Raw genomic sequence first — 25392 nt, forward strand, 5'->3', positions numbered from 1 at the left:
CTCCAAAGTTTAAGCTTTTAATCGAAAAATTTTTCGGATATAAAGCCGATTATGTTTATGGGGTCTTTGGAGGTGGAATAAGGAGGAGCATATGCAAGTTCCAATTCTTTCAAGTCATTAATCCTTCCACCAAGCCTGAGAGCTGTTGCGAGGATATCTATTCTCTTGTCCGTGCCATCGCCTCCTACTATTTGGGCGCCTAGAATTTTGCCGTCAGACAATGAAAAAATCACTTTTATATGAAGAGTCTGAGATCCGGGGTAGTATTCTGCATGGTTTGATGCATCGATCTTTATAATTTCGTAATCAGACCCCTTTACTTTGCCAAGTTTCTGAAGAGTTTTCTCGTTGGTTCCCGTGGAGGAAGCTATAAGCTCAAAGACCTTCACTGCCGCAGTGCCTTGAGTTCCGCTGTAATAGTCGGCTATCCCTGCGAGGTTGTTTGCAGCTATCCTGCCCTGTTTGTTGGCTGGACCTGCTAAAGGTATCATAGTGGGGACTTTGTTGACGAAATCTTCAACTTCTATAACATCCCCAACTGCATAAATATCTGGATTTGAAGTGACCATGGCTTTATCCACCACAATTCCACCTCTTTGCCCTATAGTAAGCCCAGCATCCTTTGCAAGGAAGCTGTTTGGTTTTATGCCGATTGAAAGAATTATAAGATCGGCTTCGATTTTTTTCCCGGTTGAAGTTACTACCACCGTTTTGTTTTCCTTTGGCAGAAATTCCTTGACTCCGTCTTCCAAAATTAAATTTACGCCCATGTCTTTCAGGTGCGCATGCAAATATTCAGACATTTCCTTGTCAAGAGGAGCCATTACCTGATCTGCCATTTCAATTATGGAGACTTCAATTCCCAGTGCGTGGAGATTTTCGGCCATCTCAATGCCTATGAAACCGCCCCCTATGACAGCTGCTTTCTTGGCGGAAGTCTTTTCGATATGATTTTTGATTTTGTCGGTATCGGGTATGGTCCAAAGTGTAAAGATATTGTTGCCGTCGATTCCCGGTATGGGAGGTTTAAGTGGAGAAGAGCCTGTGGCTATCACCAGCTTGTCATAGGGTTCTTCGTAAATATCTCCAGTAAGGAGATTTTTTACAGAGACTACTTTCCTTGAAGGGTCTATCTTAAGGACATCGTTTTTAATCTTTACATCGATATTGAATTTTTCTTTCATGGATTCAGGAGTGTGTACAAAAAGCTTGGCCCTATCATCGATTACATTACCAACATAATAAGGGAGGCCGCAATTGGCAAAGGATATATATTCTCCACGATCGATTATTGTGATTTCAGATTTTTTATCCAGTCTTCTGTATCTCGCAGCGAAACTGGCACCTCCTGCCACACCGCCTATTACTAACACTTTCATTCAGACATACCTCCTCTTTCATCATAATAAAAAATAGCATTAAGGCCGGCTGTCCGGTCCTTAATGCCATTATACTATATAAATAAATTTGTGTCAGATTCTTCAGCGGCAGCAAGCATATTTGCAACTCCTGCCAGTTTGACTCCATCTATGAGCTCTTCCTCCTTGATGCCCATGACGTCCATAGACATGGTGCATGCCACCATTTCCACGCCATTAGCCATAGCATGGCCTATCAATTCTTCCAATGAAGATACGTTCTTGTCCTTCATGACCATTCGCATCATCTTTGTCCCCATACCTCCCATATTCATCTTGGAAAGCGTGAGTTTCTTGCTTCCCTTGGGCATCATCCATCCGAACATTTTCTCGATAATGGATTTTTCAACCCTGGGAGAGTCCTCTTTTCTTAGGATGTTGAGTCCCCAAAAGGTAAAGAACATGGTTACTTTTCGTCCCATCGCCGCGGCTCCGTTTGCTATGATAAAAGAAGCTAAAGCCTTGTCCAGATCTCCACTGAATACAATCATCGTCTTGTCGTTGTGTTCTTTATTAAAAGACGAAGAACCTTGGGTGCAAAATTCGTTGGCGCTACCTACATCTTCTGTGTGTGTTCCCTTCATGATGCAAACTTTTGTGACTTTTCCGTCAAACTCTTCCTTTAAGAGAGTATTGTTTGTCCTTTGGCACCAGGAGCCGATGTCCGCTGCAAAGCCCATGTCCGTAGCTGTTATCTCAACGGTGTCCCCTTCGCTTATATGTTTCATCGTATTGTAAACCTGCATTATCGGTCCCGGACACTGAAGTCCTGTGCAGTCCAAGGTCACCTTTTGTCTCGGATGGTTTCCCGAAAGAGGATCCTCATCCTCGACATCCATTGATTCATCACTATAGGCGATTTTTTCTGGGTCGTTGTAGTAAAGAGCTGAATATGCGGTGAATCCACCAGTCAGATTCTTGGCTTTAAAGCCTTTTTGTGTCAGTATCCTTACGGCTATCCAAGCTCTGACGCCAACAGCGCAGGAGACTATGATGGTTTTGTTTTTATCTAACTCGCTTATTCTATCCCTAAGTTCGTCAATGGGTATATTGATTGAGCCTGGAATATAGCCGAGTGTCTTCTCGACGGAAGTTCTAACGTCAAGAATAAGGTTTTTTTCAGGATCCAGGGAATCAAGATCTTCGCTTCTGATTATTTCCTGATCTCCATCAAGTATGTTGCAGGCGGTAAAGCCGGCCATATTTACAGGGTCCTTTCCAGAGGAAAAAGGTGGGGCATAGGCTAGTTCCAGTTCTTTTAAGTCATAGACAGTAGCCCCGAATCTGATTGAAGCGGCTACCACGTCGACTCTTTTATCGCTTCCTTCTCCTCCTACTATCTGTGCTCCAAGGACTTTACCCGAAGGGATTTCAAATATCAGCTTGAAATGCATTTGCTGAGGTCCCGGATAATAGCCTGCGTGATTGTTGGGGTGAATTTGGATTGTTAGGTAATCTTTGCCGTAGACTTTGCCCAGTCTATTGAGCGTCTTTTCATTTGCCCCTGTATTTGCAACAGTAAGATCGAACACCTTTGCCACTGATGTTCCTTGAGTGCCGTTGTATTTTTCTTTTGCGCCCACTATGTTGTTGGCAACCATTCTTCCCTGCTTGTTGGCAGGACCTGCAAGAGGAACCATAGTAGGGACCTTGTTAATGTAATCCTCGACTTCAATTACATCTCCTACTGCGTAAATGTGAGGATCAGATGTCAGAAGGCTATCGTCTACCACGATTCCACCTCTGTCATTTAGCTTAAGGCCGGCATCCTTTGCAAGTTGGCTGTTTGGCCTCACGCCAATAGATAGAATAATCAAATCTGCTTCAATGTGTTTACCCGTATTTGTCACTACAGTAGTTTTTTTGCCGTCAGATATAAATTCTTTTACTCCGTCTTCCAATACAAGGTCAACATCCTTGCTTTCGATGTGCTTGTGAAGGTACTGGGCCATGTCGAAGTCCACAGGAGCCATTACCTGATTGGCCATTTCGATTATGGATACTTCGATTCCAAGCTCGTGAAGATTCTCCGCCATTTCTACGCCGATGAAACCGCCCCCGATAACTGCAGCTTTCTTTACTTGGTGGCTCTCGATATAATTTTTTATCCCGTCAGTGTCCGGGATGTTCCAGATAGTAAATATGTTTTTCGCATCTATTCCCGGTATGGGCGGTCTAAGTGGTGAAGAACCGGTAGATATCACAAGCTTGTCGTAAGACTCTTCGTAGGTCTCGCCCTTGACATGATTTTTTACTGTGACGGTTTTATCAGTCACATTAATTGCAGTTACCTCATTTTGAACTCTGACGTCCACATTGAACCTGGCATTGAAGGCCTCTGGTGTTTGGAGCAAGAGCTTGCTTCTGTCATCTATTACGTTTCCTATGTAATATGGCAGTCCGCAATTTGCAAAAGAGATATACTCGCCTCTTTCGAACATTATTATCTCAGCATCTTCATCGACTCTTCTTAGTCGGGCTGCTGCGCTTGCGCCTCCGGCGACTCCTCCGATTATAAGTACTTTGTTTGACATTTTAAAAACCTCCTATTATAAATTGAAAAGTATCGTTAAAATTTTCTTCACATCTTCGTTTATCAATGCATATTGTATTTCGTTTTTGTTGCGGACACCACGGATTATTCCAGCCTGCTTCAGCTTGTTAAGATGCTGGGACACCGTGGACTGGGGGATGCAGAGACAGTCCTGCATTTCGGATACGTTTCGCTCCCCGCCGTTTAGCAGGTTCTTGACTATGCAAAGGCGCACAGGATGACCGATAGCCTTTAAAATATCGGCCTTTTGCTCCAGTTCTGCATCGACTTTATTTGTTGACATTTTATCACCATCCATTTATCACTATATCACAATAATATGATATTGTGATGTTATTGTCAAACACTTTTAAAAAAAATTTATAAAATGTTTATGAATAAGAAAACATGATAATAAATAGGGTGAAAGCTCTATTTTGGAGGTGAAGCATTTGAAGGAGTGCATGTTTTACAAAACACTTGGTGGGGGAAAACTAGAATGCAACTTGTGTCCTCATAACTGTGTAATGGGTGAAGGGAAAGCCGGGGTGTGCAGGGTCAGAAAGAACGTAGGAGGAAAACTGATTAGCTTAAACTACGGAAAAATAAGCGCATTGAACCTTGATCCCATAGAAAAGAAACCTCTAAGAAGATTTATGCAGCTTACCTATACACTTTCAATAGGCAGTTTTGGGTGCAACATGAAATGCCCTTGGTGTCAAAATTATAACATCTCCATGGGAACTCCACAGACCGCGGACATGACTCCCCAGGAGATTGTGGATATAGCTTTGACAAAGAAGTATCCGTCAATTTCATACACTTACAACGAGCCCACGGTATACTACGAGTTTGTATACGAGACTGCAAAGCTTGCAAAATCTAAAGGCATAAAGAACATAATGGTGACAAACGGATACATAAACGAAGCGCCCCTGGATCTGCTTTTGCCATATATCGATGCTTTTAACATAGACTTAAAGACGTATAACTCTCAACAACACAAAAGATACTGCGGAGGAGGCTTGGATGAGGTGAAAACCACGATTAAGAAAGCGGCAGCGTCATCTCATGTGGAGATAACTTCACTCATGGTAACAGATATTAATGACAACCTCGATGACCTGGAAGCAATGTTTAAATGGGTGGCCTCGGTGGATTCTCAAATTCCCGTCCATTTAAGCAGGTACTTTCCCATGTATAAATACCATGAGCCAGGGACTAAAGCAAGTCTTTTGCACGAGGCGGAGATAATAGCAAAAAAATATTTAGATTTCGTTTACCTTGGAAACATTTAATATAAGCTTAGGAGGATAAAAAATGAGCGTCAAGGGAATAGTAGTATCTCCACACCCTCCAATATTGATACCTCAGATTGGCAGGGGAGAGGAACAGAGAGCTTTCAATACCATAAAGGGGCTTAATAAAACCGGGGAGTTTGTTGGCAAAATAAAGCCGGAGGTGATCGTAGTGATTACCCCCCATGGGAACTCATTTACAGACGGGGTGTGTATTTTGGATAAAGACTATATCGAAGGAGATCTTTCTGACTTTGGGTACTACGACTATAAGATCGGCAAGAACACCAGCACTAAATTTTTAGCAGTTTTAAAAGACGAGCTTTTAAGCTCAGATCTATCTTACATCTTTATGAACGATTCAGATGCTCTTCATTATAGAACGCACATTAAGCTGGACCATGGAGCTATCGTACCGCTTTATTTCATAGAGAAGAGATATACCGACTATGAAATCCTGCACATAACACCGGGGATGCTGGACTTAAAGGAATCCTACAGGTTTGGAATGCACCTAGGGGAGGCTGCAAAAAAAAGCGGGCTTACCACACTGATTCTTGCAAGCGGAGACCTGTCTCATTGTCTGAAGGACTCAGGTCCTTACAGCTTTGCAGAAGAAGGGCCCATATTTGATCAGATTTTGGTTGAAAGCCTAAATGCAAAAAGATACGGGGATATAGTCAACATGAAGCCTCACCTTTATGAGCCGGCAGGGCAGTGTGGTCTCAGGTCAATGATAATGGCCTTGGGCAGCGTTGATGGATTAATTACAAATCCAGTTGTACACAGCTATGAAGGGCCCTTTGGAGTAGGGTATATGACGGCTGAAATAAGTGTTTTAGAGGGGGAAGAAGCTTCACTTTGGGAAACGCTGGTCAATGGAGCGGACAAAAGCACTCCGGATATAACTGAAAATGAGGATGACTACATCCGCCTTGCGAGAAAAAGCATGAATACATGGGTGAAAACAGGAGTTCAGCTTAGGTGGGAAGAATACAAAAAAGGAATTCAGGATAAAAAATTCATTAATGAAGTAGAAAGCAAAAGAGCGGGAGTCTTTGTCTCGCTACACAAAGACGGCCAGCTAAGAGGATGCATTGGAACGATTTCCCCAATTACCCAATATACAGCCAAGGAAATCATAAGAAATGCGGTGGAAGCTTGTTCCTTTGACCCAAGATTCCCGGCTGTAGAGCCACAGGAGTTAAGGGAAATTGAAGTTAAGGTGGACATACTGACGGAGCCTGAAAAAGTGTCGGGAAAGGAGAAGCTAGATCCCAAGCTTTACGGAGTCATCGTCAAAAGCGGCTATCGAAAGGGCCTTTTGCTTCCAAATCTTGATGGAGTGGATACAGTAGAGGAGCAGATCGACATAGCGATGCATAAGGCGGGCATACAGACTTATGAAGATTATGAACTGTACAGGTTTAAGGTAATTCGCCACGAAGCTGAAAAATGAAAATCACCCGAAATGGCATTTGCTATTTCGGGTGATTTCACTTTAACTTTTTTTCTTGTGTTTTTCCAAGTCGAAGATAACGATTGAGGTAAAAGCACGCTGCTTTTCCTTTACGTAATAATTTTCGGCTATGGCATTTTCTATCTTAATAAGATCACCTTCGTTGATTTCTTTCATTTTATCAACTGCGCTTCCTACGATTCGGCCTCTCCAGTGCATGTACTCGTACTCTCCGTGCTTGTTTTTCTTTGCAGTGGACAGATTACATTTAATAAACTTCTCGTTTCTGTCCAAGTCGTAAACTTTGGCATAACCTGTAACATTAAACATGCAAACACCACCTTAGCTTGATAAATGTAAATATAACATAAAATAACAATTAAGTAAAGAAAAAAATAACTAGATCAGTATAGTTGAAATTGCTGGGGTGTTTGTTCGAGTCGTTGATGCAATTTTACTTTATCTAGTGTGTTCATCAATAAATAAGCTGCAATCATTCCGGCTACGTTGAAGATGATGTCATCAATATCGACAATTTTGCTAGGATAGCGTGTCAATAGTGTAATAATCCCTGGATAAATTCCGGACAGAGAGTCCTCTTAAAGTACAGCATCAACTCAGGTCATTAATAGCAGAGAGCATTGACAAAAACTTAACAATAATAAACATAACATAAAATAACAATTAAGTAAAGTAAAAATGAAGCAAGTTATAAAAAACAAGAAAAAGATTCTGAAGAGGCATTTACACTTAAGGTTTATTTAAGATTTTTGTTCTATAATACAGTTATTATAAAGATTATCCCCCTTTATAATACTGCTAAACAAATGCTTTATACCAAAAGATAAAATAAGAGATTGGGTTGCCCGCTTAGTCTCTTATTTTATTTTTTGATTTTTTAATATCTCAACGGCCCTAATCTGCATTGGCCAAGACTCGGCCACTTTGCCGTCATGTCGAAGTGACACAGCATTACCTGTTTCTATATTTCTAGAAACCCCTTCGCCAAACTGGGTGTCCTCGCTGATGAATACGGAATACAGATCATTTTCTTCAGTTTCCAATATAAAATTATTTTCCCCAGCTTCCAATACGATTCCTTCGATTATATTTCTTTCCTCATCTGACGTTCCGCCGCATGAAGAGATTATGACCACAGAAATCAGCACAAATACTGCGATTATAAGGTACTTGCTTTTCATAAATGACACCTCCTATAATTGGTTAGACGAAGAAAGGGGTAAAAAGTTCCGCTTCGAATAAAAATGCAAACATTATTATCTTTTTGAGTTAAAATCAATTAAATGTATTCACAATATCTCTGTGCTGTGTTAGAGTGAAGTAAAGGTAATTACCTTTAAACTTGGGAGTAATAATAATTAGAGAGGATGTTATATAATGAAGGGAATCGATTTGACAAAGATAGGCAGGATGATGGATGTTAGCGCTGTCAGAACGGATGTTACCATGGAAGAAGTTGACAAGATGATAGATATAGTCATAAAATACGACTGCATTTGCGCAAGCCCAATGCCATGGATAACAAAATACACCATAGACCGCCTTGCAGACGTTTCGGATGCGGTAGTGACCGGAGTCGTTTCTTTTCCGGCGGGAGCAGAGACGACAGCTATAAAAATTGCAACTGCAAAGGAAATGATAGGCCTTGGGTGCAAGGAGCTTGACATGGTGATGAACGTAAGCGCCTTTAAATCGGGAGGCTATAAATTGGTCGAAGAAGACATAAAGGCAGTTGTGGATGCGGCAGGTGAAGTCCCGGTAAAAAGCATAATAGAGATATGCTACCTCACTGATGATGAAATTAAAAAGGCCAGCGAAATAGCGGTAAAGGCAGGAGTTGCCTACGTCAAGACGGGAACGGGATGGGGTCCTAAGCCGACTACAGTGGATACGATAAAGATAATCAAGGAAATCATAGGAGATGGCGCATTCATTAAAGCTGCCGGTGGAGTAAGAGATTTAGATACGCTGCTTGAGATGAAAAATGCCGGATGCGACAGGTTTGGTATAGGAGTAAGAAGCGCAGTGTCGATACTTCAAGAAGCCTATGAACGGGCAGGGGTTAAAATCAGCGACAGCCTTGAGGGAATAAATAAGACTGACAGGTATTGATTTGACAGATAATGTCTTTTGATTTTCATTGACAAAGGCCTTGGCGTCCTGTATCATGGTAATAATAAAAAAACTACTTTTAACTTAGTACGAGATACTAGGAAGGTATGCATAAATCCATTGAACTTAAAGCATATGTCTTAAGACCAAGATGTATTCGTGTTTATTATGCCTTCTCATGTTTTTGGGAAGGTTTTTTTTCGAAATAAAACGAACGGAGTTGAACCCATGAATAAGACTAAACACTTGATCGAACCGAGAGACTTTACCATAGAGGAACTGGATGAACTTTTCAGACTGGCAGATAATATAATTGCAAGCCCTAAGAATTACTTGGATGTTTGCAGAGGAAAATTATTGGCCAGTCTTTTTTTTGAGCCATCGACAAGAACCAGGTTTAGTTTTGAAGCGGCGATGCTAAGGCTTGGCGGCCAAGTCATAGGCTTTGACGACCCAAGCGCATCCTCAACTTCAAAGGGAGAGACTCTTGCAGATACCATTAGGACTGTAGGCTGTTATGCAGACATAGCGGTAATAAGGCACCCCAGGGAAGGGACGGCAAAGCTGGCTTCAAAGCATTCTCCCCAAATGCCGGTTATAAACGCAGGGGACGGAGGCCATCAGCACCCCACCCAAACTCTTACGGATCTATTGACTATAAGGCACTACAAAAAACATTTTGACAACCACGTGATTGCGGTCTGTGGCGACCTTAAATTCGGTAGAACAATACACTCTCTGGTCAAGGCTATGAGCAGGTACGAAAATGTAAAGTTCATCTTTATTTCTCCAGATGAGCTTAAAATGCCGGCTTATATTTTGGATGAACTTCACGATACGGCATATACTCAAACGGACAACTTAGAAATGGTGATAGATCAGGCTGACATTCTCTACATGTCCAGGGTACAAAGAGAAAGGTTCGTAAGTGAAGAAGAATACGAGAGGCTAAAAGACTACTATATTTTAGATAATCTGAAGCTGCAAAATGCAAAAGAGGATATGATAATAATGCACCCATTGCCAAGGGTAAATGAAATATCTGATGAAGTGGATGATGATCCAAGGGCGGTTTATTTTGAACAGGCCAGGTTTGGAATGTTCGTGCGAATGGCACTGATAATGAAGCTTTTGGAGTTGGAGGTATGAGCATGATAAATGTATCCAAGATTAAAAAAGGCATCGTTTTAGACCACATAAGCCAAGGACAAGGCTACAAGATATTTTCACAGCTTAAGCTAGATGAAATAGAAGACGTAGTGGTGCTCCTGAGAAATATACCAAGCAATAAGATGGGAAAGAAAGATCTAATTAAGATAGAAACAGACATTCCCCTTGATCTTACGGTATTGGGCCTGATAGACCCGTATATAACCATCAATATTATAGAAAACGGAGAGCGGGTAGACAAGATAAAGCTTAAACTGCCCCAAAGGGTTACAGGAATTCTTAAATGTAAAAATCCCAGGTGCATAACCCAGTACGAAAAGGTAAGAGACATAGATTTTATTTTGGCTGACCCGAAAAAAAGAACTTACAGATGCGAATACTGTGATTCCCATACATCACTTTAGGAGGAAATATGATAATAACAAATGTAACCTTAGTCGACTGCGAAAAAGCTTTAAAAGGAAGCGTGGTAATAGAGGGCGGCACCATTAAAGAGGTGACGGAAAAAATGATGGATTTAGGAGAAGATATCATTGATGGTCGGGGCATGACGCTGATGCCTGCTTTTATAGACATGCATGCTCATCTAAGAGAGCCGGGATATGAATACAAGGAAGACCTTCAGACTGGAATGAGCGCCGCTCTAAAAGGTGGATTTGTCCATTTATGCGCAATGGCCAATACAAATCCAGTAATGGACGATGAACAAAAGATAGCAACAATAATGCAAAGATCCGAAAAGCTGAATCTTTGCGATCTCACTCAGGTAAGCGCAGTAACAAAGGGCTTTGAAGATGATGAGACCTCATTTGTAAACTTTGAAAAAATAAGACCCCTTACCAAGATGTTTTCCAATGACGGAAAGAACATGGGAGATGAAGAGGCGATGAAAAAAGCTCTTGTTAATTCAAAGGATCTGGACTTCATACTTTCCTGCCACTGCGAGCCGGAGACGGAAATGGTTGAAAAATATGTTGAAACTGCTAAGAAAGTGGGGGGGAACCTGCATATATGCCATATAAGCCTAAAGTCCACGCTAGATGCAATAGCAAAGGCCAAAGATGAAGGGATAAACATAACCTGTGAGGTAACGCCGCACCATATTTTCGATTATGGATTAGACTACAAGGTGGCCCCGCCTTTTGCCTCGGAAAAGGACGTAGAGGCCTTGCTGGAGGGAATTAAATCAGGGAAGATAGACGTTTGCGCAACTGATCATGCCCCCCACAGCTTTGAGGATAAGGAAAAAGGAATGCCAGGGATATCAAATATTGAATACGCATTTTCAGCTTATCACACGGTATTTGAAAAAAATGGCATAGATATATCGAAGTTAAGCGAAATGTTAAGTGAAAAGCCTGCAAAGATGTTGGGACTTAACATGGGCAAGATAAAGCCTGGGATGGAAGCGAACCTGGTACTGGCAGATTTGAAAGAAGAATACGAAATCAACCCGGCAAGCTTTTTGTCAAAGGGGAAAAACACTCCCTTTGCAGGGCGAAAGGTAAAGGGGAAAATCCTTATGACTATAAAAAGGGGAGAAATCAAATATGATAATAGATAATCTTTACAACGAAGCAAAGGGTAAAAGTCCGGTCTGCCTGGGCCTTGATACAGATGAAAGCTACTTGCCAAAGTGCATAAGCGATCTTGGCGAAGGGGTTGCAGATAAGATATTTAAGTTTAATAAAGACATAGTAGATCATACAAAAGACATCGTATCATGCTACAAGGTTCAAATAGCATACTATGAGGCCCTTGGGCTGGAAGGCATGAAGGCTTATGCAAAGACCATGGATTATATAAGGGAAAGCGGATCTATTTCAATAGGGGACATAAAAAGAGGGGACATCGCAGCAACGGGAGAAAAGTACGCCACGGGACATTTTCAAGGAGATTTCGAAGCTGATATAATTACGGTAAACGGATATATGGGAGAAGACGCCATATCGCCATTTTATCCATACCTTAAAGAAAAAGGGAAAGGACTCTTCGTGCTATTGAGGACCTCAAACAAAAGCGCAGTGGATCTTCAAGATGTAGAAGCAGGTGGACAAAAAGTTTACCTTCACATGGGAGATCTTATAAAAAAATGGGGAGAAGGATTTATAGGAGAAAGCGGATTTAGCTCCATAGGATCTGTCGTGGGATTAACCTACCCTGATGAGTTTTATATGCTGTCAAAAACATATCCGAACATGTTTTTTCTAGTGCCTGGATACGGCGCCCAGGGAGGAACGGGAAAAGACCTTGCCAGGATTTTAAAGGAAAGTGCCTGTGCGGTAGTAAATTCTTCTAGGGGGCTGATAACTGCTCACAAGAACAAGACAGAAGATACGGATTATGCACAACATATTAGAAATGCCGCTTTGGCTATGAAGGGGGATATAACCCGTTGGCTGTGATTATCGAAAATAAAAACTTGGGAGACGGAATGTATCTCATGAAAACGGATTGTACAAAAAAATCAAGCCCTGGACAGTTCTATATGGTCAGGGGATGGGATAAGTACCCTCTTCTTTCAAGACCAATCAGCATTTTTGACTGGGACGGCATGACAACGAGCTTTTTGTACAGGGTCGTGGGAGAAGGAACAGAGATCTTGTCTAAGATGACAAAGGGCATGGAGGTTGTTCTTCACGGTCCATACGGGAACGGATTTCCGGACATCAAGGAGGATACTGTCACTTTGATAGGTGGCGGAATAGGAACTGCCCCCCTATATCATACGGCCAAGGAGCTTAAAAAAAGAGACCCAAATAAAAATATCAAGCTATATCTGGGGTTTGAAAATAAAAGTGACGCTGCAAAAGAATTTGAAAGCTTAGATGCCGAAGTAATAGTACGCTACGGCGGATATATAACGGATTTCGTGGATTATGAAAATGCTGGGACCATACTTACGTGCGGACCGGAGATAATGATGAAGGCAGCCTTTGAAAGATCTAAGCCTTACGAATCAAAGGTTTACGTTTCCATGGAAAAGAGAATGGCCTGTGGCGTCGGAGCTTGCTTAGGGTGCACATGCAAGACTGAAGGTGGAAACAAGAGGACTTGCAAGGAAGGTCCGGTATTTGAGGGAGGTGAAGTATTCTTTGAGTAGACTCGTTACTAAACTGGTTGATTATGAAATGAAAAACCCGGTGATAGCTGCATCAGGAACATACGGATACGGAGAAGATTACAAGGATTACTATGATCCTTCTGTCTTAGGAGGAATATCTTCAAAGGGGCTTACCCTTAATCCTAAACCGGGAAACAATGGGATCAGGCTTTGGGAAACACCAAGTGGTCTTTTAAACAGCATCGGTCTTGAGAATCCTGGTGTAAAAGCTTTTGTAGAAAACAGCATTTCGAAGATGAAGGCTATAGATTCCATGCTTATCGTAAACTTGGGTGGAGACAATCTGGAAGAATATCTGGAAGGCGCAAGCATTCTTAATGGATATCCCATAGATTTCATCGAGCTTAACATATCTTGCCCAAATGTAAAGGCTGGGGGCATGGCCTTTGGGATGCAGTGCGATAGCGCAGGATTTATTACCCGGGAAATAAAAAAAATAAGCAAGCACCCGGTAATGGTCAAGCTTTCTCCAAACGCTCCAAGCGTGTCTGACATTGCAATTTCATGTCAGGAAAACGGGGCTGATGCAGTGTCCTTGGTAAATACCTTTCAGGGCATGGCTATAGACATTAGAAACAAAAGGGCCGTGTTCAGCAACATGTATGCGGGACTTTCAGGTCCTGCAATAAAGCCTATCGCTCTTCGGATGGTGCATCAGACAGCAAAAGCTGTATCCATACCGGTAGTAGGTCTTGGGGGCATAAGCTCCTGGCAGGATGCTGTAGAATTTATTATGGCAGGAGCCACAGCTATTCAGATAGGCACCGGGAACTTTCCGAATCCAAATCTGGGCAAAGAGATAGTAGAAGGCCTTGAGAAGTACTGTGAGGACAATGGACTTAAGAACATATCAGAGATAAGAGGCATTATATAGATAAAAAAGCCATAACATAAAACTGGAGGTAGTGGAAATGGATAAACAGATAATAGATATATTAAAGGAAACAGAAGCGTTTTTGGAGGGTCACTTCCTTCTGTCATCGGGAAAGCACAGCAAAGGCTACGTTCAGTGTGCAAAGGTGCTAAGGTTTCCGGACAAGGCAGCCAAGGTCCTAGAGCCTGTAGTAGATAAGATTAAAGGTCTTGGAATAGAAAAGGTGGTAGGTCCGGCGATGGGAGGAGTAATCGTATCCTACGAGCTGGGAAGACAGCTAGGAAAGGAAGCGGTATTTACCGAAAGAAAAGACGGGCAAATGGAGCTAAGAAGAGGCTTTGAAATTATAAAAGGCGAAAAAGTCATAATCGCAGAAGACGTAGTCACCACGGGAAAATCCACTATAGAGACCAAAGAGGTATTAGAAGCCCTTGGCGCCGAAGTGGTGGGAGTCGCATGTATAGCAGACAGAAGGCCTGAAGGCGTTGAAGTGGGAATGCCTGTTTTTAGCGCCGTCAAGCTTAACATAGAAACATTTGACGCTTCAGACTGTCCTGCCTGCAAAGCAGGAGAGCCTGTGGTAAAGCCTGGCAGCAGGGGAAACATGTAATTGGAGGGTAAAATGAGAGCATATTTGCAATTAGAAAACGGCATGATATTTGAAGGAACTGCTTTTGGAAAGATACAGGAGATTTCTGGGGAGGTCGTCTTCAATACAGGGATGACAGGTTATCAGGAGCTTATGACAGACCCATCATATTACGGTCAAATCGTCACCATGACCTATCCACTGATCGGCAACTACGGAATCAACTTGGAAGACTTTGAATCAGACGGTCCAAAAATAAGAGCGCTGATCGTAAGGGAAAGATCCAAAAGCCCAAGCAACTTCAGGTGCGAGATGGACTTGGACAGCTACCTTAAATACAGCGGAGTCACAGGGTTGGAGGGAATTGATACCAGAGCACTGACAAAGACAATTAGAGAAAAAGGGACCATGAAGGGCGTAATAACAACTAGGATGCTAACAGCTACAGAGCTTAGGAAAAAACTTGGAGCATATGACAATTCAAAAGCTGTCTATAAAGTAACAACAAAGGAAAGCTATATAGTAGAAGGAACAGGAAAGCACGTTGCCGTGATGGACTTTGGAATCAAGAATAATATTATTGAGTCTTTCAAGGAAAAAAACTGTAAAGTAACGGTTTTCCCCGCCACTGCAAGCTGGGAAGAAGTGCTTGGGGTAAATCCTGACGGGGTGTTCTTGTCAAACGGACCTGGAGATCCAAAGGATTATATGGATATTATAGAAAATGTAAAGGTGCTTGTAGATAAAAAGCCTACTATCGGAATCTGCCTGGGGCATCAGCTGATAGCGTTAGCCCTTGGAGGAGAGACAAAAAAACTTAAATTCGGTCACAGGGGATGCAACCACCCGGTTAAAGACATTAAACAGGACAGGGTGTATATAACTAGTCAAAATCACGGTTATGTGGTGACAAAGGTGCCTGAGAGCATGGAAGTTACTCACGTGAGCATGAATGATGAGAGCATAGAGGGGCTAAGACACAAGGATAAACCGGTGATGAGCGTACAGTTTCACCCGGAGGCTTCACCGGGACCATCGGATTCTGATTATATATTTGAGCATTTCATAGAAGTATTGGAGGAGGTGGGTCACAATGCCTAAAAGAGAAGATGTAAAGAAAGTACTGGTCATAGGTTCGGGGCCCATTGTAATCGGCCAGGCGGCAGAGTTTGACTATTCCGGAGCCCAGGCATGTCAAAGCCTAAAAGAGGAAGGGGTAGAGGTAGTCCTTATCAACTCAAACCCGGCTACCATAATGACTGACAGAGAAGTGGCGGACAAGGTGTATATCGAACCGATAACCTTGGAGTACGTTGAAAAGATAATAGCAAGGGAACGTCCTGACAGCCTTCTGGCAGGTATGGGGGGCCAAACAGGCCTTAACATGGCAATAGAGCTTTTCGACAAGAAGATACTGGAAAAATACAACGTAAAGGTAATAGGAACTTCCATAGAATCAATCAAAAAAGGCGAAGACAGGGAAGAGTTTAGAGCCTTGATGGATGAAATAAACCAGCCGGTTATAGAAAGCAAGACTGTAGTCAGCCTCGAGGAGGCTAAAAGCTACGCTCTTGACCTGGGATACCCTGTAGTGGTAAGGCCGGCATACACCCTTGGAGGCGCAGGTGGTGGGATTGCAGAAACGGAAGAAGAGCTTGTTGCCATTGCATCCAGAGGCCTTCAGCTGAGCCGAGTAAGCCAAGTGCTTATAGAGAAGAGTATCAAGGGTTGGAAGGAAATAGAATATGAAGTAATGAGGGACTCCAAGGGCAACTGTATTACCGTATGTAATATGGAGAATATAGATCCTGTAGGAATACACACTGGAGACAGCATAGTAGTGGCTCCCAGCCAGACTCTAAGTGACAAGGAATATCAGATGCTAAGGAAGGCATCTCTTGATATCCTTGAAGCGGTAGGCATAGAAGGGGGCTGCAACGTTCAGCTAGCGCTAGATCCTCATAGCTTCAAGTACGCTGTAATTGAAATAAACCCAAGGGTTAGCCGTTCTTCGGCGCTAGCTTCAAAGGCGACAGGATACCCAATTGCCAAAGTAGCTGCAAAGATAGCTCTTGGATACGGCTTGGATGAGATAAAAAATGCAGTTACAAAAAAGACCTACGCTTGCTTTGAGCCAAGCCTTGACTACGTTGTAATCAAGATACCAAAGTGGCCTTTCGACAAGTTCTACGGAGCTGACAGAAAATTGGGAACTAAGATGATGGCTACAGGTGAAGTCATGGCTATAGGAAACAACTTTGAAAGCGCGTTCTTAAAGGGGCTTAGATCTCTTGAAATAAAAAAGTACGCTTTAGACCATAAAGGCGCAAAAGAGCTTACCCTGGCAGAGCTTAAGGAAAAAGTGCTGTATCCAAACGACGAGAGGATGTTCTATCTGGCAGAGATGCTAAGATGGGGATACGACATGCACAAGCTTTCAAAGGATACGGGAATCGACATATTCTTCCTGGACAAAATAAAGTGGATCGTCGATCAAGAGGAAAAGCTTAAACTAATGAATGTAGACCAGCTCACCAAAGAGAAGCTGACCATGTTAAAGCAAAAAGGGTTTTCGGACAAGGGGTTGGCGGATCTGCTTAAGACCGAGCCGAACCACATATACGAGCTTAGAAGAATGTGGGACATCATAGCCTCATACAAAATGGTGGATACCTGTGCAGGAGAGTTCGAGGCACTTACGCCCTATTACTATTCTACATATGACAAGGAAGACGAAGTAGTATGCAACAGCGGCAAAAAAGTCATGGTAATAGGTTCGGGTCCTATAAGGATAGGCCAGGGCATAGAGTTTGACTACTGCAGCGTTCACTGCGTTAAAGCTTTGAGGGATATGGGCATAGAGACGATCATAGTAAACAACAACCCTGAAACGGTAAGTACAGATTTTAATATTTCGGATAAGCTCTACTTTGAGCCTTTGACTGAGGAGGATACCTACAACATCATCGAAAAGGAAAAGCCTGATGGGGTGATCTTGCAGTTTGGAGGTCAGACGGCCATCAAGCTTGCGAGATTCTTTAAGGAGATGAACGTGCCTATACTGGGGACAGATCCGGATTCCATCGACGAATCGGAAGATCGAGAAAAGTTTGAAGAGATACTTGAAAAGCTAAACATAGACCGTCCCAAGGGCAAGGGCGTCTGGAACATGGAAGAGGGCATGAAGTGGTCAAGCCAGCTAGGATACCCGGTTTTGGTAAGGCCTTCATATGTTCTCGGGGGACAGGGCATGGAGATATGCTACGATGACAGTGAGCTTGAATTTTACCTCAAGGACGCATTTGAAAAGGACGGGAAAAACCCTGTTTTGATAGATAAGTACATCGAGGGGATGGAAATAGAGGTAGATGCCATATGCGACGGAGAGGATATCCTTATCCCAGGCATAATGGAGCACCTTGAGCGAGCTGGAATACACTCCGGAGACAGCATCAGCATATATCCACCTGTAAACATCAGCGATTCCATAAAGGAAAAGATTTTGGACTACACTAAAAAGATGGCTGTAGCATTAAGGGTAAAAGGGATGGTCAACATACAGTTTATTGAAAACAGCGGAGAGCTTTACATAATAGAGGTAAACCCAAGATCAAGCCGTACCGTTCCTTATATCAGCAAGGTAACGGGAGTTCCTGTCATCGATATAGCAACCAAGGTTATGATGGGCGAAAAGCTAAAAGATATGGAATACGGAAGAGATGTTTATCCTGAAGCTAAGCTTACATGCGTGAAGGTTCCGGTATTTTCAACGGAGAAGCTGCCGAAGGTAGAGGCCAGCTTGGGTCCTGAGATGAGATCCACCGGAGAGGTTCTGGGTGTTGGAGAAAACTTTAAAGAGGCTCTGTACAAAGGCCTCATTGCAGCGGGAGTTGACATGTCTTCAAGAAAGAGAAAGGTCGTCGCAACAGTAAGACCCAAAGACAAGGAAGAGTTCATGCCTCTTGCGAAAAAGATGGCGGAAATGGGATATGAATTCTATGCCACTGAAAACACGGCAAAGAGACTGGACGAAATGGGAATAAAGGCTTCAAGAATCAATAAGATCGAGGAAGGCTACCCTACAATAATAGACGTAATAAGAGAGCAGGGCATCGATATGGTGTTCAATACTCCTACAAAAGGCAACGACTCTAAAAGAGACGGCTTTGCAATAAGAAGGACAGCCATAGAATCATCAGTGGAGCTTATGACAAATCTGGACAAGGCTGGAGCGATGATAGATATACTCCACGAAAAGATTTCAGAAAACAAGACCGACGTATACGAGCTGTCAGAATACGGGAAGTAAAAGATATTATATAGACCAGGGCCTATAGCAGGCTCTGGTTTGTTTTAATGCAATTTTCTTGTAATCAAGAAAGTGAAAAGAGGAGCTTTTGTTCTATTGAAAATATATTCAATATTGAAAATACTTTAGAAGAGGGTTAATATTAAGGTGAACATGTCTAGTCAAACCATTAACTGGGAGGTAAAAGTATGAATGATCTAAGCTTTGGATTTCCGGAAGTAAGTATGGCAAAAGACGACATAATAGCGACATATTATATTGAGACTGATTCATCAGACATATTAAAGTACGTTGTGGCCATAGCCGAGGAGCAGACCACCAGCACCTGGACGGCAGTGCCGGGAGAGCATGAGAAGATAAGACGGAAGCATACCGGAAAGGTAGTTGCCGTTTATGCTTTGCCGGATTATGAGTTTATCGTGCCAAAGGAAGAGGTAAACAGAAAGTACGTAGTGCAGATAGCTTTTCCTTCTATAAATTTTGATCCTCAGATACCGATGCTTTTGTCTTCGGTTATAGGAAACATTGCTCAGATTCCATATTTAAAACTTATGGACATAGCTTTCCCCGAATCTTGGATAAAGGGCTTCAAAGGACCGAAGTTCGGAATAGAAGGAATCAGGGATTTGCTGGGAGTAAAAGAAAGACCATTTGTAAACAATATGATAAAGCCCGACATAGGCTGGACTCCTGAAGAAGGAGCGAATATGGCATACGAGGTCGCTCTTGGAGGCGGAGACTTCATCAAAGACGATGAGCTTTTACCGGGAAACCCTGCATACTGTCCCTTGGAAGACAGAGTAAAAGCCATAATGGCGGCTATTAAAAGCGCAGACGAAGAAACCGGTGAAAAAACGTTATACACTCCAAATATTACAGATGACATAAGCAAGCTGAAAGACAATGCGTACAGAGCGATTGACGCAGGGGCCAATGCGCTGATGATGAACTTCTATACAATAGGATTTTCAGCAGCAAAAATGATTGCAGAGGATCCCAACATAAATGTTCCTATTATGGCTCATATCGATTTCTCGGGAACAACATTCGGATCTCCTTATCAGGGGATAAGCTCACCTCTCTTGGTAGGAAAACTGGCTAGGATGTGCGGTGCCGATATGCAGATTATCACAAGTCCATACGGCAAGTTCCCTGTTGTAAAAAGCAAGTGTCAGCAGCAGGTTTTAATGGCCAGACAAGAGCTGTTTGGAATCAAGCCTATGTTGCCGCTTTTATCAGGAGGCATGACCCAGGGAGCAGTTCCACAAACTATGAAGGAGCTGGGGACTGATATTTGTTTGGCAGCAGGCGGGGCAATCCACGGTCATCCCATGGGCGCCACGGCAGGTGCTAAATCTATGAGACAAGCAATAGAAGCGACGATGCAGGGAGTCAGCTTGGGAGAATATGCTAAGGAACATAAGGAGCTTGCTGCTATTGTGGATTCATGGGGCAAGGAAGACGTATCTGAATATTTTGATTTAAAAAAATAAAAAATGAGATTACAGAGCACATGGTGCGATTATCAAGCTGTGTGCTTTGCTCATTCCAGGAGGAGAGACTTATGAAAGCGGCATTATTGTACGGACCTGAAGATTTAAGGATAGAGGATGTAAAAACTCCGGTATGCAAGAAAGAAGAGGTGCTTATTCGTGTACATGGAGTGGGCCTTTGCGGGTCGGATATCAGAACCATAATCCACGGACATCACAGGCTTGAGTATCCGCAGATACTGGGACATGAAATTGCCGGAGAAATCGTAGAAATTGGCGAAGGAGTTAAAGGTTTTTCACCAGGTGAAAGAGTATATGTTTCCCCCCTTGTTCCCTGCTACGAATGTCCTGCTTGCAAAAGGGGGTGGCTGGGACAGTGCGAAAACCTTACGGTACCAGGGACTACCATACCCGGTGGATTTGCCGAATACATGATCGTGACAGAGGATATCATAAAAAAGGGTCAGGTAATAAAGATGCCACATGACATGTCCTATGAAGAGGCAGTAATGACCGAGCCGCTATCATCGGTTTTTTCATGCCAGGAATACGCCAATGTCACTTTGGGGGATACTGTGGTAGTAATAGGCATGGGACCAATAGGATGTCTTCAACTTGAACTTGCAAAGCTAAGAGGCGCTAAAAGAGTAATAGCTGTTGAGCCTTCAAGGATAAGGCTTGAAAAGGCTCGTGAGTTTGGAGCAGACTTTATCATTGATCCATTTGAAGTTGATCCTGTAAAAAGAGTCCGGGAAATAACAGGAGGATGGGGTGCAGAAGTAGTCATATCGGCAAACCCCAGCACTAAAGCCCAGGGGCAAGCCATTAAAATGGCATGCAAAAGGGGAAAGGTGGTATTTTTTGGTGGAGTTCCAAAGGGCGAGATGACATTGATAGATAGCAACTTCGTACACTATGAGCAGATCACTATTTTGGGACATTTTGGTTATGACCATATGCAAAATGCCAGATCCTTTGACTTGATTGCCGATAAAAAAATAAAGGCCGACAGATATGTGACTCATGTTCTGCCTCTAGAGGATGCAATGAAGGGCGTAGAAATGGCAAAAAGCGGTGAGGCCATAAAAGTCGTTTTGAAGCCGTAGTTTGTATTACGTGTCAAACATACCTGATTAGGGTATAATATAAACATAACCAACACGGAGGTAGAAGATGATAAAGTTATTGGCCCTGGATATTGACGGAACACTCATAAGGGAAGACAACAAAATAAGCGCGGTTGTCAGGGAATCGATCCTTAAAGCTTACCACAATGGAGTTAAGGTCGTTTTGCTTTCAGGAAGAAACTATTTTGGGATGAAGGATTATATACATGAGCTTGGTCTGAAAGGCATTGCAGCATCGGCTAACGGAGCGGAAATAGTAAGCATTGAAGACGAAGAGGTAATTTATCAAGAGACGATTCCTTACGATATTGCAAGATCTGTAGTGGAAAAGAGTATTTCTGTGGGAACAGTCCCTATAAATTTTTCAAACTGCAAGGTATATACAAAGGGTTTTGATTCCTTGCCTAGGGATTATATTAAGGCTCTTAATCAGGAATTTCATTATATCGAGGATATATACGAAAATCTTAAGGATTATCCCTCGGCGAAGCTGATGATGGTGGGAGCGAAAAATAACCTCGATACAATCAAGGAGTTTTCTCTGACTAGCTACGGCGAGGTATTAAACGCGGATTTCAGTATGGAGACTCTGCTTGAAGTGTATTCAAATAAGGCGGACAAAGGCAAAGCGTTAAGCTTTATGATGGAACACTACGGTGTGCTAAAAGAAGAGACCATGTGCATAGGTGATTCAGAAAATGACATACCTATGTTTAAGACGGCTGGGATATCTGTGGCTATGGGCAATGCATCTGAAAATGTAAAGTCCCATGCAATGGAGATTACTGGCCATGTTGAAAATGACGGAGTGAAGCTTGCTTTGGACAAGCATGTATTTGGAAGGATTTAAAAGAGGTGAAAAAATGATAAAATTACTGGCAATTGATATAGACGGCACGTTGATCAATTTTGAGAGACCGAATATATCTAAAAAGGTTATAAATACGGTTATGGCAGCAAAAAAGCTTGGGGTTTATGTGGTGTTGATATCCGGCAGAAACTATTACAGCATGAAGCGATATCTAGAAGACTTAGGGATTGAAGAATACGGAATTACAACAAATGGTGGCATAGTTTTGGACTTAAAGACAGGCAAGGCGATTATCGAAAACGAGATGAAAAAAGAGATAGCATTGGGCATATATAATAAGCTTGAGGAAGAAGAAATTCCATATAGCCTTTTTGCAGGACTTAACGTATATGTTTCGGAAGAGCATCGCAACCAGCCCACTATTTCACTATTGGCAAAGGAAAAAGACAACGTCATCGTTGTCGATGATATGAAGAAATTCATACTAGAAAACAAAATGAACAAGTTCATGTTTATGGACGAAGACCACACCCTTGATGCGTTAAGAGATTATTTTGAGGAAAAGTACGGGGAATGCGTGAATGTGGAATACGGGTTTGAAAAACATATGGAGATATATCCAAAGTGCCTTGACAAAGGAATGGCGTTGGAAGGTCTTGCCGAGCAGCTTGAAATACCCATGGAAAATGTAATGGCCATAGGAGATGCAGAAAATGACATCTCGATGCTGGAAGTGGCTGGGACAGGTATAGCTATGGGCAATGCCATTAAAAACGTCAAGGATCATGCGGATTTTGTCACAAAGTCCGTAGAAGAGGACGGAGTGGCATATGCTATTGAAAAATTTATAATTAAGAAATGCTGTAAAGAAGATGGGAAAGCGGTTTGAGTTAATGCTCAAGCTGTTTTTTTATTGACAACGCATTTAAATGGGTATAGTATAATAATATATAAAACAAATAGGAATAGTGGTAAATGGGGTGAAAATATGAAAATATCCACAAAAGGAAGATACGGAATTAGGGCGATGGTGGATTTGGCGGTATATTCTGCAGGAGATCACATGCCTCTTAGCAATGTCGCTCAAAGACAGGGAATATCAAATAATTACTTAGAACAAGTTTTCTCGACTCTCAGAAAAGCTGGACTGGTAAAAAGCGTTAAAGGTGCTCAAGGAGGATATCTTCTTGCCAAGGATCCATCAGAAATAACTGCAGGGATGATACTGAGTACATTGGAAGGCGATCTTTCCGTCATTGATGAGAGCAAGGAGGCTGAATCTCAAAAGGACAGCATTCAATATTATTTAAAAGACATGCTATGGAGAAAAATTAATATCAGCATAGAAGATGTTGTAAAGTCGATTACCTTGGAAGAATTGGCACAGGGGTACAAGGCATCTATAGGAGAATCGGATTTGATGTATTACATTTAGGGAGGTAGTCATGAAAAAAGAGATAAATACCCACAAGGCCCCAAAAGCGGTTGGACCATATTCACAAGGGATAGCAACTGAAAGCACGGTATATCTTTCGGGGCAGATACCCTTAGACCCTGAGACGGGAAGGCTTGTAGAGGGTGATGCAAAAAAGCAGACGGAGCAGGTCATGAAAAACATCGGAGCAGTCCTAAATGAAGAGGGCCTCACCTATGATGATATTTTAAAGGCGGTCATCTACTTGACTGATCTCAAGGATTTTGATGCGGTAAATGAAGCCTATTCAAGCCTGCTGGGAAAACCTTATCCTGCGAGATCATGCATAGAGGTTTCAGCTCTTCCCAAAGGTGCCTCAGTGGAGATAGAGGTGATAGCTATTAGAAATGAGGAGGTTGTTTGATGGATTTTTCTACAAAACTTATCAGAAACGGGTTTGAAACTGATAAATATACCGGAGCACTTAGCATACCTATATATCAGGCATCAACGTACAGTCAAAAAAGTGCGGATTGCGACGGCGAATATGAGTACTCGAGATCCCAAAATCCTACGAGAGAAGCTTTGGAAAAGACTATTGCCTTGCTTGAAAACGGCACTAACGGATATGCATTTTCTAGCGGCATGGCTGCAACATCCTCAGTTTTGTCGATTTTTTCCCAAGGAGATCATCTTCTCGTATGCAAGGATGTATACGGAGGAACCTATAGAGTGGCAAGCGGGCTGTTTCCCAATTTTGGAATCGAGACTACATTTGTGGACATGACGGATATTGAAGAAATAAAAAGAAATATAAAGACAAATACAAAGGGCATATATTTAGAAACTCCGTCAAATCCATTGATGAAGGTAACGGATATAAAAAAGGTTGCGTCCATTGCCAAGAGCAAAGGAATTATAACTATGCTGGATAATACCTTTATGTCACCTTATCTGCAAAGACCTCTAGACCTGGGGGTGGATATAGTCATTCACAGCGCAACAAAATTTATTGGGGGCCATAGCGATGTTCTCGGAGGCTTGGCAGTGGTCAAGGACAAGGCTCTGGCTAAGAGGATACATTTTGTCCAAATGAGCTTTGGAGCGGTTCTTGGTCCACAGGACTGTTGGCTGCTGTTAAGAGGTCTTAAGACACTGAAGGTAAGGATGGACTACCAGCAGGAAAGTGCTAAAAAAATCGCCTTATGGCTAAAAAATCAAGAAGCTGTGGAAAAGGTATACTATCCGGGACTGGAAGATCATCAGGACAAGGAAATCCATGACGGGCAATCTTTTGGACCTGGGGCGGTTTTGTCTTTTGAAACCAAAACGGATAAAGCTGCAAAAGATTTTTTAAACAAAGTTGAAAGCATACTTGCAGTAAGCCTAGGAGGAGTGGAGACCATAGTGTCCTACCCCACGAAAATGAGTCATGGCTCGATGCCAAAGGAAGTGAAAAGTGATCTTGGTATATCGGATAAGCTAATCAGGATTTCCGTGGGTCTGGAAGATACAGGAGATTTGATTGCAGACTTTGAACAGGCGCTTAATTCTGACTAAACATATAATTAATATATAAAATAGCTCTTGACATCAAGAAAAAGGGTAAGTATAATAAAGCATATAAAGTTGATAAGAAT

At 42.4% G+C, this 25392-nt stretch carries 24 protein-coding genes; 19 read left to right on the forward strand and 5 right to left on the reverse strand.

Translation table 11 applies throughout. The annotated features are described in order from the left end of the window. Positions 1 to 17: 17 nt before the first annotated feature. The 3 genes from BUB93_RS02585 to BUB93_RS02595 all read right to left on the reverse strand — a co-directional run bounded on the left by BUB93_RS02585 (position 18) and on the right by BUB93_RS02595 (position 4255). Positions 18 to 1379, reverse strand: a complete 1362-nt coding sequence (locus tag BUB93_RS02585) for an FAD-dependent oxidoreductase (RefSeq protein ID WP_073269508.1) — start codon at positions 1377 to 1379, stop codon at positions 18 to 20. A 74-nt stretch (positions 1380 to 1453) separates the two neighbouring features. Continuing rightward, on the reverse strand, positions 1454 to 3952 hold the full coding sequence (locus BUB93_RS02590) for a CoA-disulfide reductase (RefSeq protein ID WP_073269509.1): 2499 nt from the start codon (positions 3950 to 3952) through the stop codon (positions 1454 to 1456). A gap of 15 nt (positions 3953 to 3967) precedes the next feature. Next, positions 3968 to 4255, reverse strand: coding sequence for an ArsR/SmtB family transcription factor (locus BUB93_RS02595; RefSeq protein ID WP_200789379.1), 288 nt, complete (start codon positions 4253 to 4255; stop codon positions 3968 to 3970). A gap of 148 nt (positions 4256 to 4403) precedes the next feature. On the opposite strand from BUB93_RS02595, the gene amrS reads away from it, so the two are divergent. Both amrS and amrA read left to right on the forward strand, forming a co-directional pair. Beyond that, positions 4404 to 5249, forward strand: coding sequence for an AmmeMemoRadiSam system radical SAM enzyme (gene amrS, locus BUB93_RS02600; protein WP_242945294.1), 846 nt, complete (start codon positions 4404 to 4406; stop codon positions 5247 to 5249). A gap of 22 nt (positions 5250 to 5271) precedes the next feature. Continuing rightward, positions 5272 to 6708, forward strand: a complete 1437-nt coding sequence (amrA, locus tag BUB93_RS02605) for an AmmeMemoRadiSam system protein A (protein ID WP_073269511.1) — start codon at positions 5272 to 5274, stop codon at positions 6706 to 6708. Positions 6709 to 6750: 42 nt separating this feature from the next. On the opposite strand, the gene BUB93_RS02610 is transcribed toward amrA, so the two are convergent. Continuing rightward, complete coding sequence (locus tag BUB93_RS02610) at positions 6751 to 7038, reverse strand: hypothetical protein (protein WP_073269512.1); 288 nt, start codon at positions 7036 to 7038, stop codon at positions 6751 to 6753. A gap of 548 nt (positions 7039 to 7586) precedes the next feature. Continuing rightward, positions 7587 to 7910: a hypothetical protein gene (locus BUB93_RS02615; protein WP_073269513.1), complete on the reverse strand. Its 324-nt coding sequence runs from the start codon at positions 7908 to 7910 to the stop codon at positions 7587 to 7589. Between the two features lie 196 nt (positions 7911 to 8106). On the opposite strand from BUB93_RS02615, the gene deoC reads away from it, so the two are divergent. The 17 genes from deoC to BUB93_RS02700 all read left to right on the forward strand — a co-directional run bounded on the left by deoC (position 8107) and on the right by BUB93_RS02700 (position 25312). Continuing rightward, positions 8107 to 8841, forward strand: a complete 735-nt coding sequence (gene deoC, locus BUB93_RS02620; RefSeq protein ID WP_242945298.1) for a deoxyribose-phosphate aldolase — start codon at positions 8107 to 8109, stop codon at positions 8839 to 8841. A gap of 228 nt (positions 8842 to 9069) precedes the next feature. Beyond that, positions 9070 to 9990, forward strand: a complete 921-nt coding sequence (pyrB, locus tag BUB93_RS02625; protein WP_073269515.1) for an aspartate carbamoyltransferase — start codon at positions 9070 to 9072, stop codon at positions 9988 to 9990. 2 nt (positions 9991 to 9992) lie between these two features. Further along, a complete protein-coding gene (locus BUB93_RS02630; protein WP_073269516.1) occupies positions 9993 to 10415 on the forward strand; it encodes an aspartate carbamoyltransferase regulatory subunit in 423 nt (140 codons plus the stop codon). Positions 10416 to 10423: 8 nt separating this feature from the next. Further along, the gene (locus BUB93_RS02635; RefSeq protein WP_073269517.1) at positions 10424 to 11575 is read left to right on the forward strand and encodes a dihydroorotase; all 1152 of its coding nucleotides are present in this window, start codon (positions 10424 to 10426) and stop codon (positions 11573 to 11575) included. Continuing rightward, positions 11562 to 12416: an orotidine-5'-phosphate decarboxylase gene (gene pyrF, locus BUB93_RS02640; RefSeq protein WP_073269518.1), complete on the forward strand. Its 855-nt coding sequence runs from the start codon at positions 11562 to 11564 to the stop codon at positions 12414 to 12416. The genes BUB93_RS02635 and pyrF overlap by 14 nt, the downstream gene beginning before the upstream one ends. Beyond that, entirely contained in the window at positions 12413 to 13114 is a 702-nt protein-coding gene (locus BUB93_RS02645) for a dihydroorotate dehydrogenase electron transfer subunit (RefSeq protein WP_242945304.1), read from the forward strand. The genes pyrF and BUB93_RS02645 overlap by 4 nt, the downstream gene beginning before the upstream one ends. Beyond that, positions 13107 to 14009, forward strand: coding sequence for a dihydroorotate dehydrogenase (locus BUB93_RS02650; protein WP_073269520.1), 903 nt, complete (start codon positions 13107 to 13109; stop codon positions 14007 to 14009). Before BUB93_RS02645 ends, BUB93_RS02650 begins: the two co-directional genes overlap by 8 nt. 37 nt (positions 14010 to 14046) lie before the next feature. Continuing rightward, positions 14047 to 14619 carry an orotate phosphoribosyltransferase gene (gene pyrE, locus BUB93_RS02655; RefSeq protein ID WP_073269521.1) on the forward strand — a complete coding sequence of 191 codons (573 nt, stop codon included), beginning with the start codon at positions 14047 to 14049 and terminating at the stop codon, positions 14617 to 14619. Positions 14620 to 14631: 12 nt separating this feature from the next. After that, positions 14632 to 15699 (forward strand): carbamoyl phosphate synthase small subunit, encoded by a 1068-nt coding sequence (locus BUB93_RS02660; RefSeq protein ID WP_073269522.1) that lies wholly within the window; start codon positions 14632 to 14634, stop codon positions 15697 to 15699. Further along, complete coding sequence (gene carB / locus BUB93_RS02665) at positions 15692 to 18907, forward strand: carbamoyl-phosphate synthase large subunit (protein ID WP_073269523.1); 3216 nt, start codon at positions 15692 to 15694, stop codon at positions 18905 to 18907. The genes BUB93_RS02660 and carB overlap by 8 nt, the downstream gene beginning before the upstream one ends. Before the next feature lie 188 nt (positions 18908 to 19095). Next, positions 19096 to 20400 carry a RuBisCO large subunit C-terminal-like domain-containing protein gene (locus BUB93_RS02670; RefSeq protein ID WP_073269524.1) on the forward strand — a complete coding sequence of 435 codons (1305 nt, stop codon included), beginning with the start codon at positions 19096 to 19098 and terminating at the stop codon, positions 20398 to 20400. Between the two features lie 71 nt (positions 20401 to 20471). Continuing rightward, positions 20472 to 21506 (forward strand): zinc-dependent dehydrogenase, encoded by a 1035-nt coding sequence (locus BUB93_RS02675; protein ID WP_073269525.1) that lies wholly within the window; start codon positions 20472 to 20474, stop codon positions 21504 to 21506. A gap of 67 nt (positions 21507 to 21573) precedes the next feature. Beyond that, positions 21574 to 22377: a Cof-type HAD-IIB family hydrolase gene (locus BUB93_RS02680; protein WP_073269526.1), complete on the forward strand. Its 804-nt coding sequence runs from the start codon at positions 21574 to 21576 to the stop codon at positions 22375 to 22377. Between the two features lie 13 nt (positions 22378 to 22390). Continuing rightward, positions 22391 to 23227, forward strand: coding sequence for a Cof-type HAD-IIB family hydrolase (locus tag BUB93_RS02685; protein ID WP_159432052.1), 837 nt, complete (start codon positions 22391 to 22393; stop codon positions 23225 to 23227). A gap of 99 nt (positions 23228 to 23326) precedes the next feature. Next, a complete protein-coding gene (locus BUB93_RS02690) occupies positions 23327 to 23773 on the forward strand; it encodes an RrF2 family transcriptional regulator (RefSeq protein ID WP_073269528.1) in 447 nt (148 codons plus the stop codon). Between the two features lie 10 nt (positions 23774 to 23783). After that, complete coding sequence (locus BUB93_RS02695) at positions 23784 to 24176, forward strand: RidA family protein (RefSeq protein WP_073269529.1); 393 nt, start codon at positions 23784 to 23786, stop codon at positions 24174 to 24176. Next, a complete protein-coding gene (locus tag BUB93_RS02700) occupies positions 24176 to 25312 on the forward strand; it encodes a trans-sulfuration enzyme family protein (protein WP_073269530.1) in 1137 nt (378 codons plus the stop codon). Before BUB93_RS02695 ends, BUB93_RS02700 begins: the two co-directional genes overlap by 1 nt. The last annotated feature ends 80 nt before the right edge of the window (positions 25313 to 25392 follow it).

The organism is Alkalibacter saccharofermentans DSM 14828, assembly GCF_900128885.1.
GTDB classification, from domain to species: domain Bacteria; phylum Bacillota; class Clostridia; order Eubacteriales; family Alkalibacteraceae; genus Alkalibacter; species Alkalibacter saccharofermentans.

Bases quoted from the DNA above. Each gene is read 5' to 3' on its own strand.
- BUB93_RS02630 (WP_073269516.1), top strand. From the start codon at position 9,993: ATGATAAATGTATCCAAGATTAAAAAAGGCATCGTTTTAGACCACATA.
- BUB93_RS02695 (WP_073269529.1), top strand. From the start codon at position 23,784: ATGAAAAAAGAGATAAATACCCACAAGGCCCCAAAAGCGGTTGGACCA.
- BUB93_RS02635 (WP_073269517.1), top strand. From the start codon at position 10,424: ATGATAATAACAAATGTAACCTTAGTCGACTGCGAAAAAGCTTTAAAA.
- BUB93_RS02610 (WP_073269512.1), bottom strand. From the start codon at position 7,038: ATGTTTAATGTTACAGGTTATGCCAAAGTTTACGACTTGGACAGAAAC.
- deoC (WP_242945298.1), top strand. From the start codon at position 8,107: ATGAAGGGAATCGATTTGACAAAGATAGGCAGGATGATGGATGTTAGC.
- BUB93_RS02690 (WP_073269528.1), top strand. From the start codon at position 23,327: ATGAAAATATCCACAAAAGGAAGATACGGAATTAGGGCGATGGTGGAT.
- BUB93_RS02700 (WP_073269530.1), top strand. From the start codon at position 24,176: ATGGATTTTTCTACAAAACTTATCAGAAACGGGTTTGAAACTGATAAA.
- BUB93_RS02585 (WP_073269508.1), bottom strand. From the start codon at position 1,379: ATGAAAGTGTTAGTAATAGGCGGTGTGGCAGGAGGTGCCAGTTTCGCT.
- BUB93_RS02590 (WP_073269509.1), bottom strand. From the start codon at position 3,952: ATGTCAAACAAAGTACTTATAATCGGAGGAGTCGCCGGAGGCGCAAGC.
- amrA (WP_073269511.1), top strand. From the start codon at position 5,272: ATGAGCGTCAAGGGAATAGTAGTATCTCCACACCCTCCAATATTGATA.
- BUB93_RS02660 (WP_073269522.1), top strand. From the start codon at position 14,632: ATGAGAGCATATTTGCAATTAGAAAACGGCATGATATTTGAAGGAACT.
- pyrE (WP_073269521.1), top strand. From the start codon at position 14,047: ATGGATAAACAGATAATAGATATATTAAAGGAAACAGAAGCGTTTTTG.
- pyrF (WP_073269518.1), top strand. From the start codon at position 11,562: ATGATAATAGATAATCTTTACAACGAAGCAAAGGGTAAAAGTCCGGTC.
- BUB93_RS02680 (WP_073269526.1), top strand. From the start codon at position 21,574: ATGATAAAGTTATTGGCCCTGGATATTGACGGAACACTCATAAGGGAA.
- BUB93_RS02685 (WP_159432052.1), top strand. From the start codon at position 22,391: ATGATAAAATTACTGGCAATTGATATAGACGGCACGTTGATCAATTTT.
- BUB93_RS02670 (WP_073269524.1), top strand. From the start codon at position 19,096: ATGAATGATCTAAGCTTTGGATTTCCGGAAGTAAGTATGGCAAAAGAC.
- BUB93_RS02615 (WP_073269513.1), bottom strand. From the start codon at position 7,910: ATGAAAAGCAAGTACCTTATAATCGCAGTATTTGTGCTGATTTCTGTG.
- BUB93_RS02595 (WP_200789379.1), bottom strand. From the start codon at position 4,255: ATGTCAACAAATAAAGTCGATGCAGAACTGGAGCAAAAGGCCGATATT.
- pyrB (WP_073269515.1), top strand. From the start codon at position 9,070: ATGAATAAGACTAAACACTTGATCGAACCGAGAGACTTTACCATAGAG.
- BUB93_RS02675 (WP_073269525.1), top strand. From the start codon at position 20,472: ATGAAAGCGGCATTATTGTACGGACCTGAAGATTTAAGGATAGAGGAT.
- carB (WP_073269523.1), top strand. From the start codon at position 15,692: ATGCCTAAAAGAGAAGATGTAAAGAAAGTACTGGTCATAGGTTCGGGG.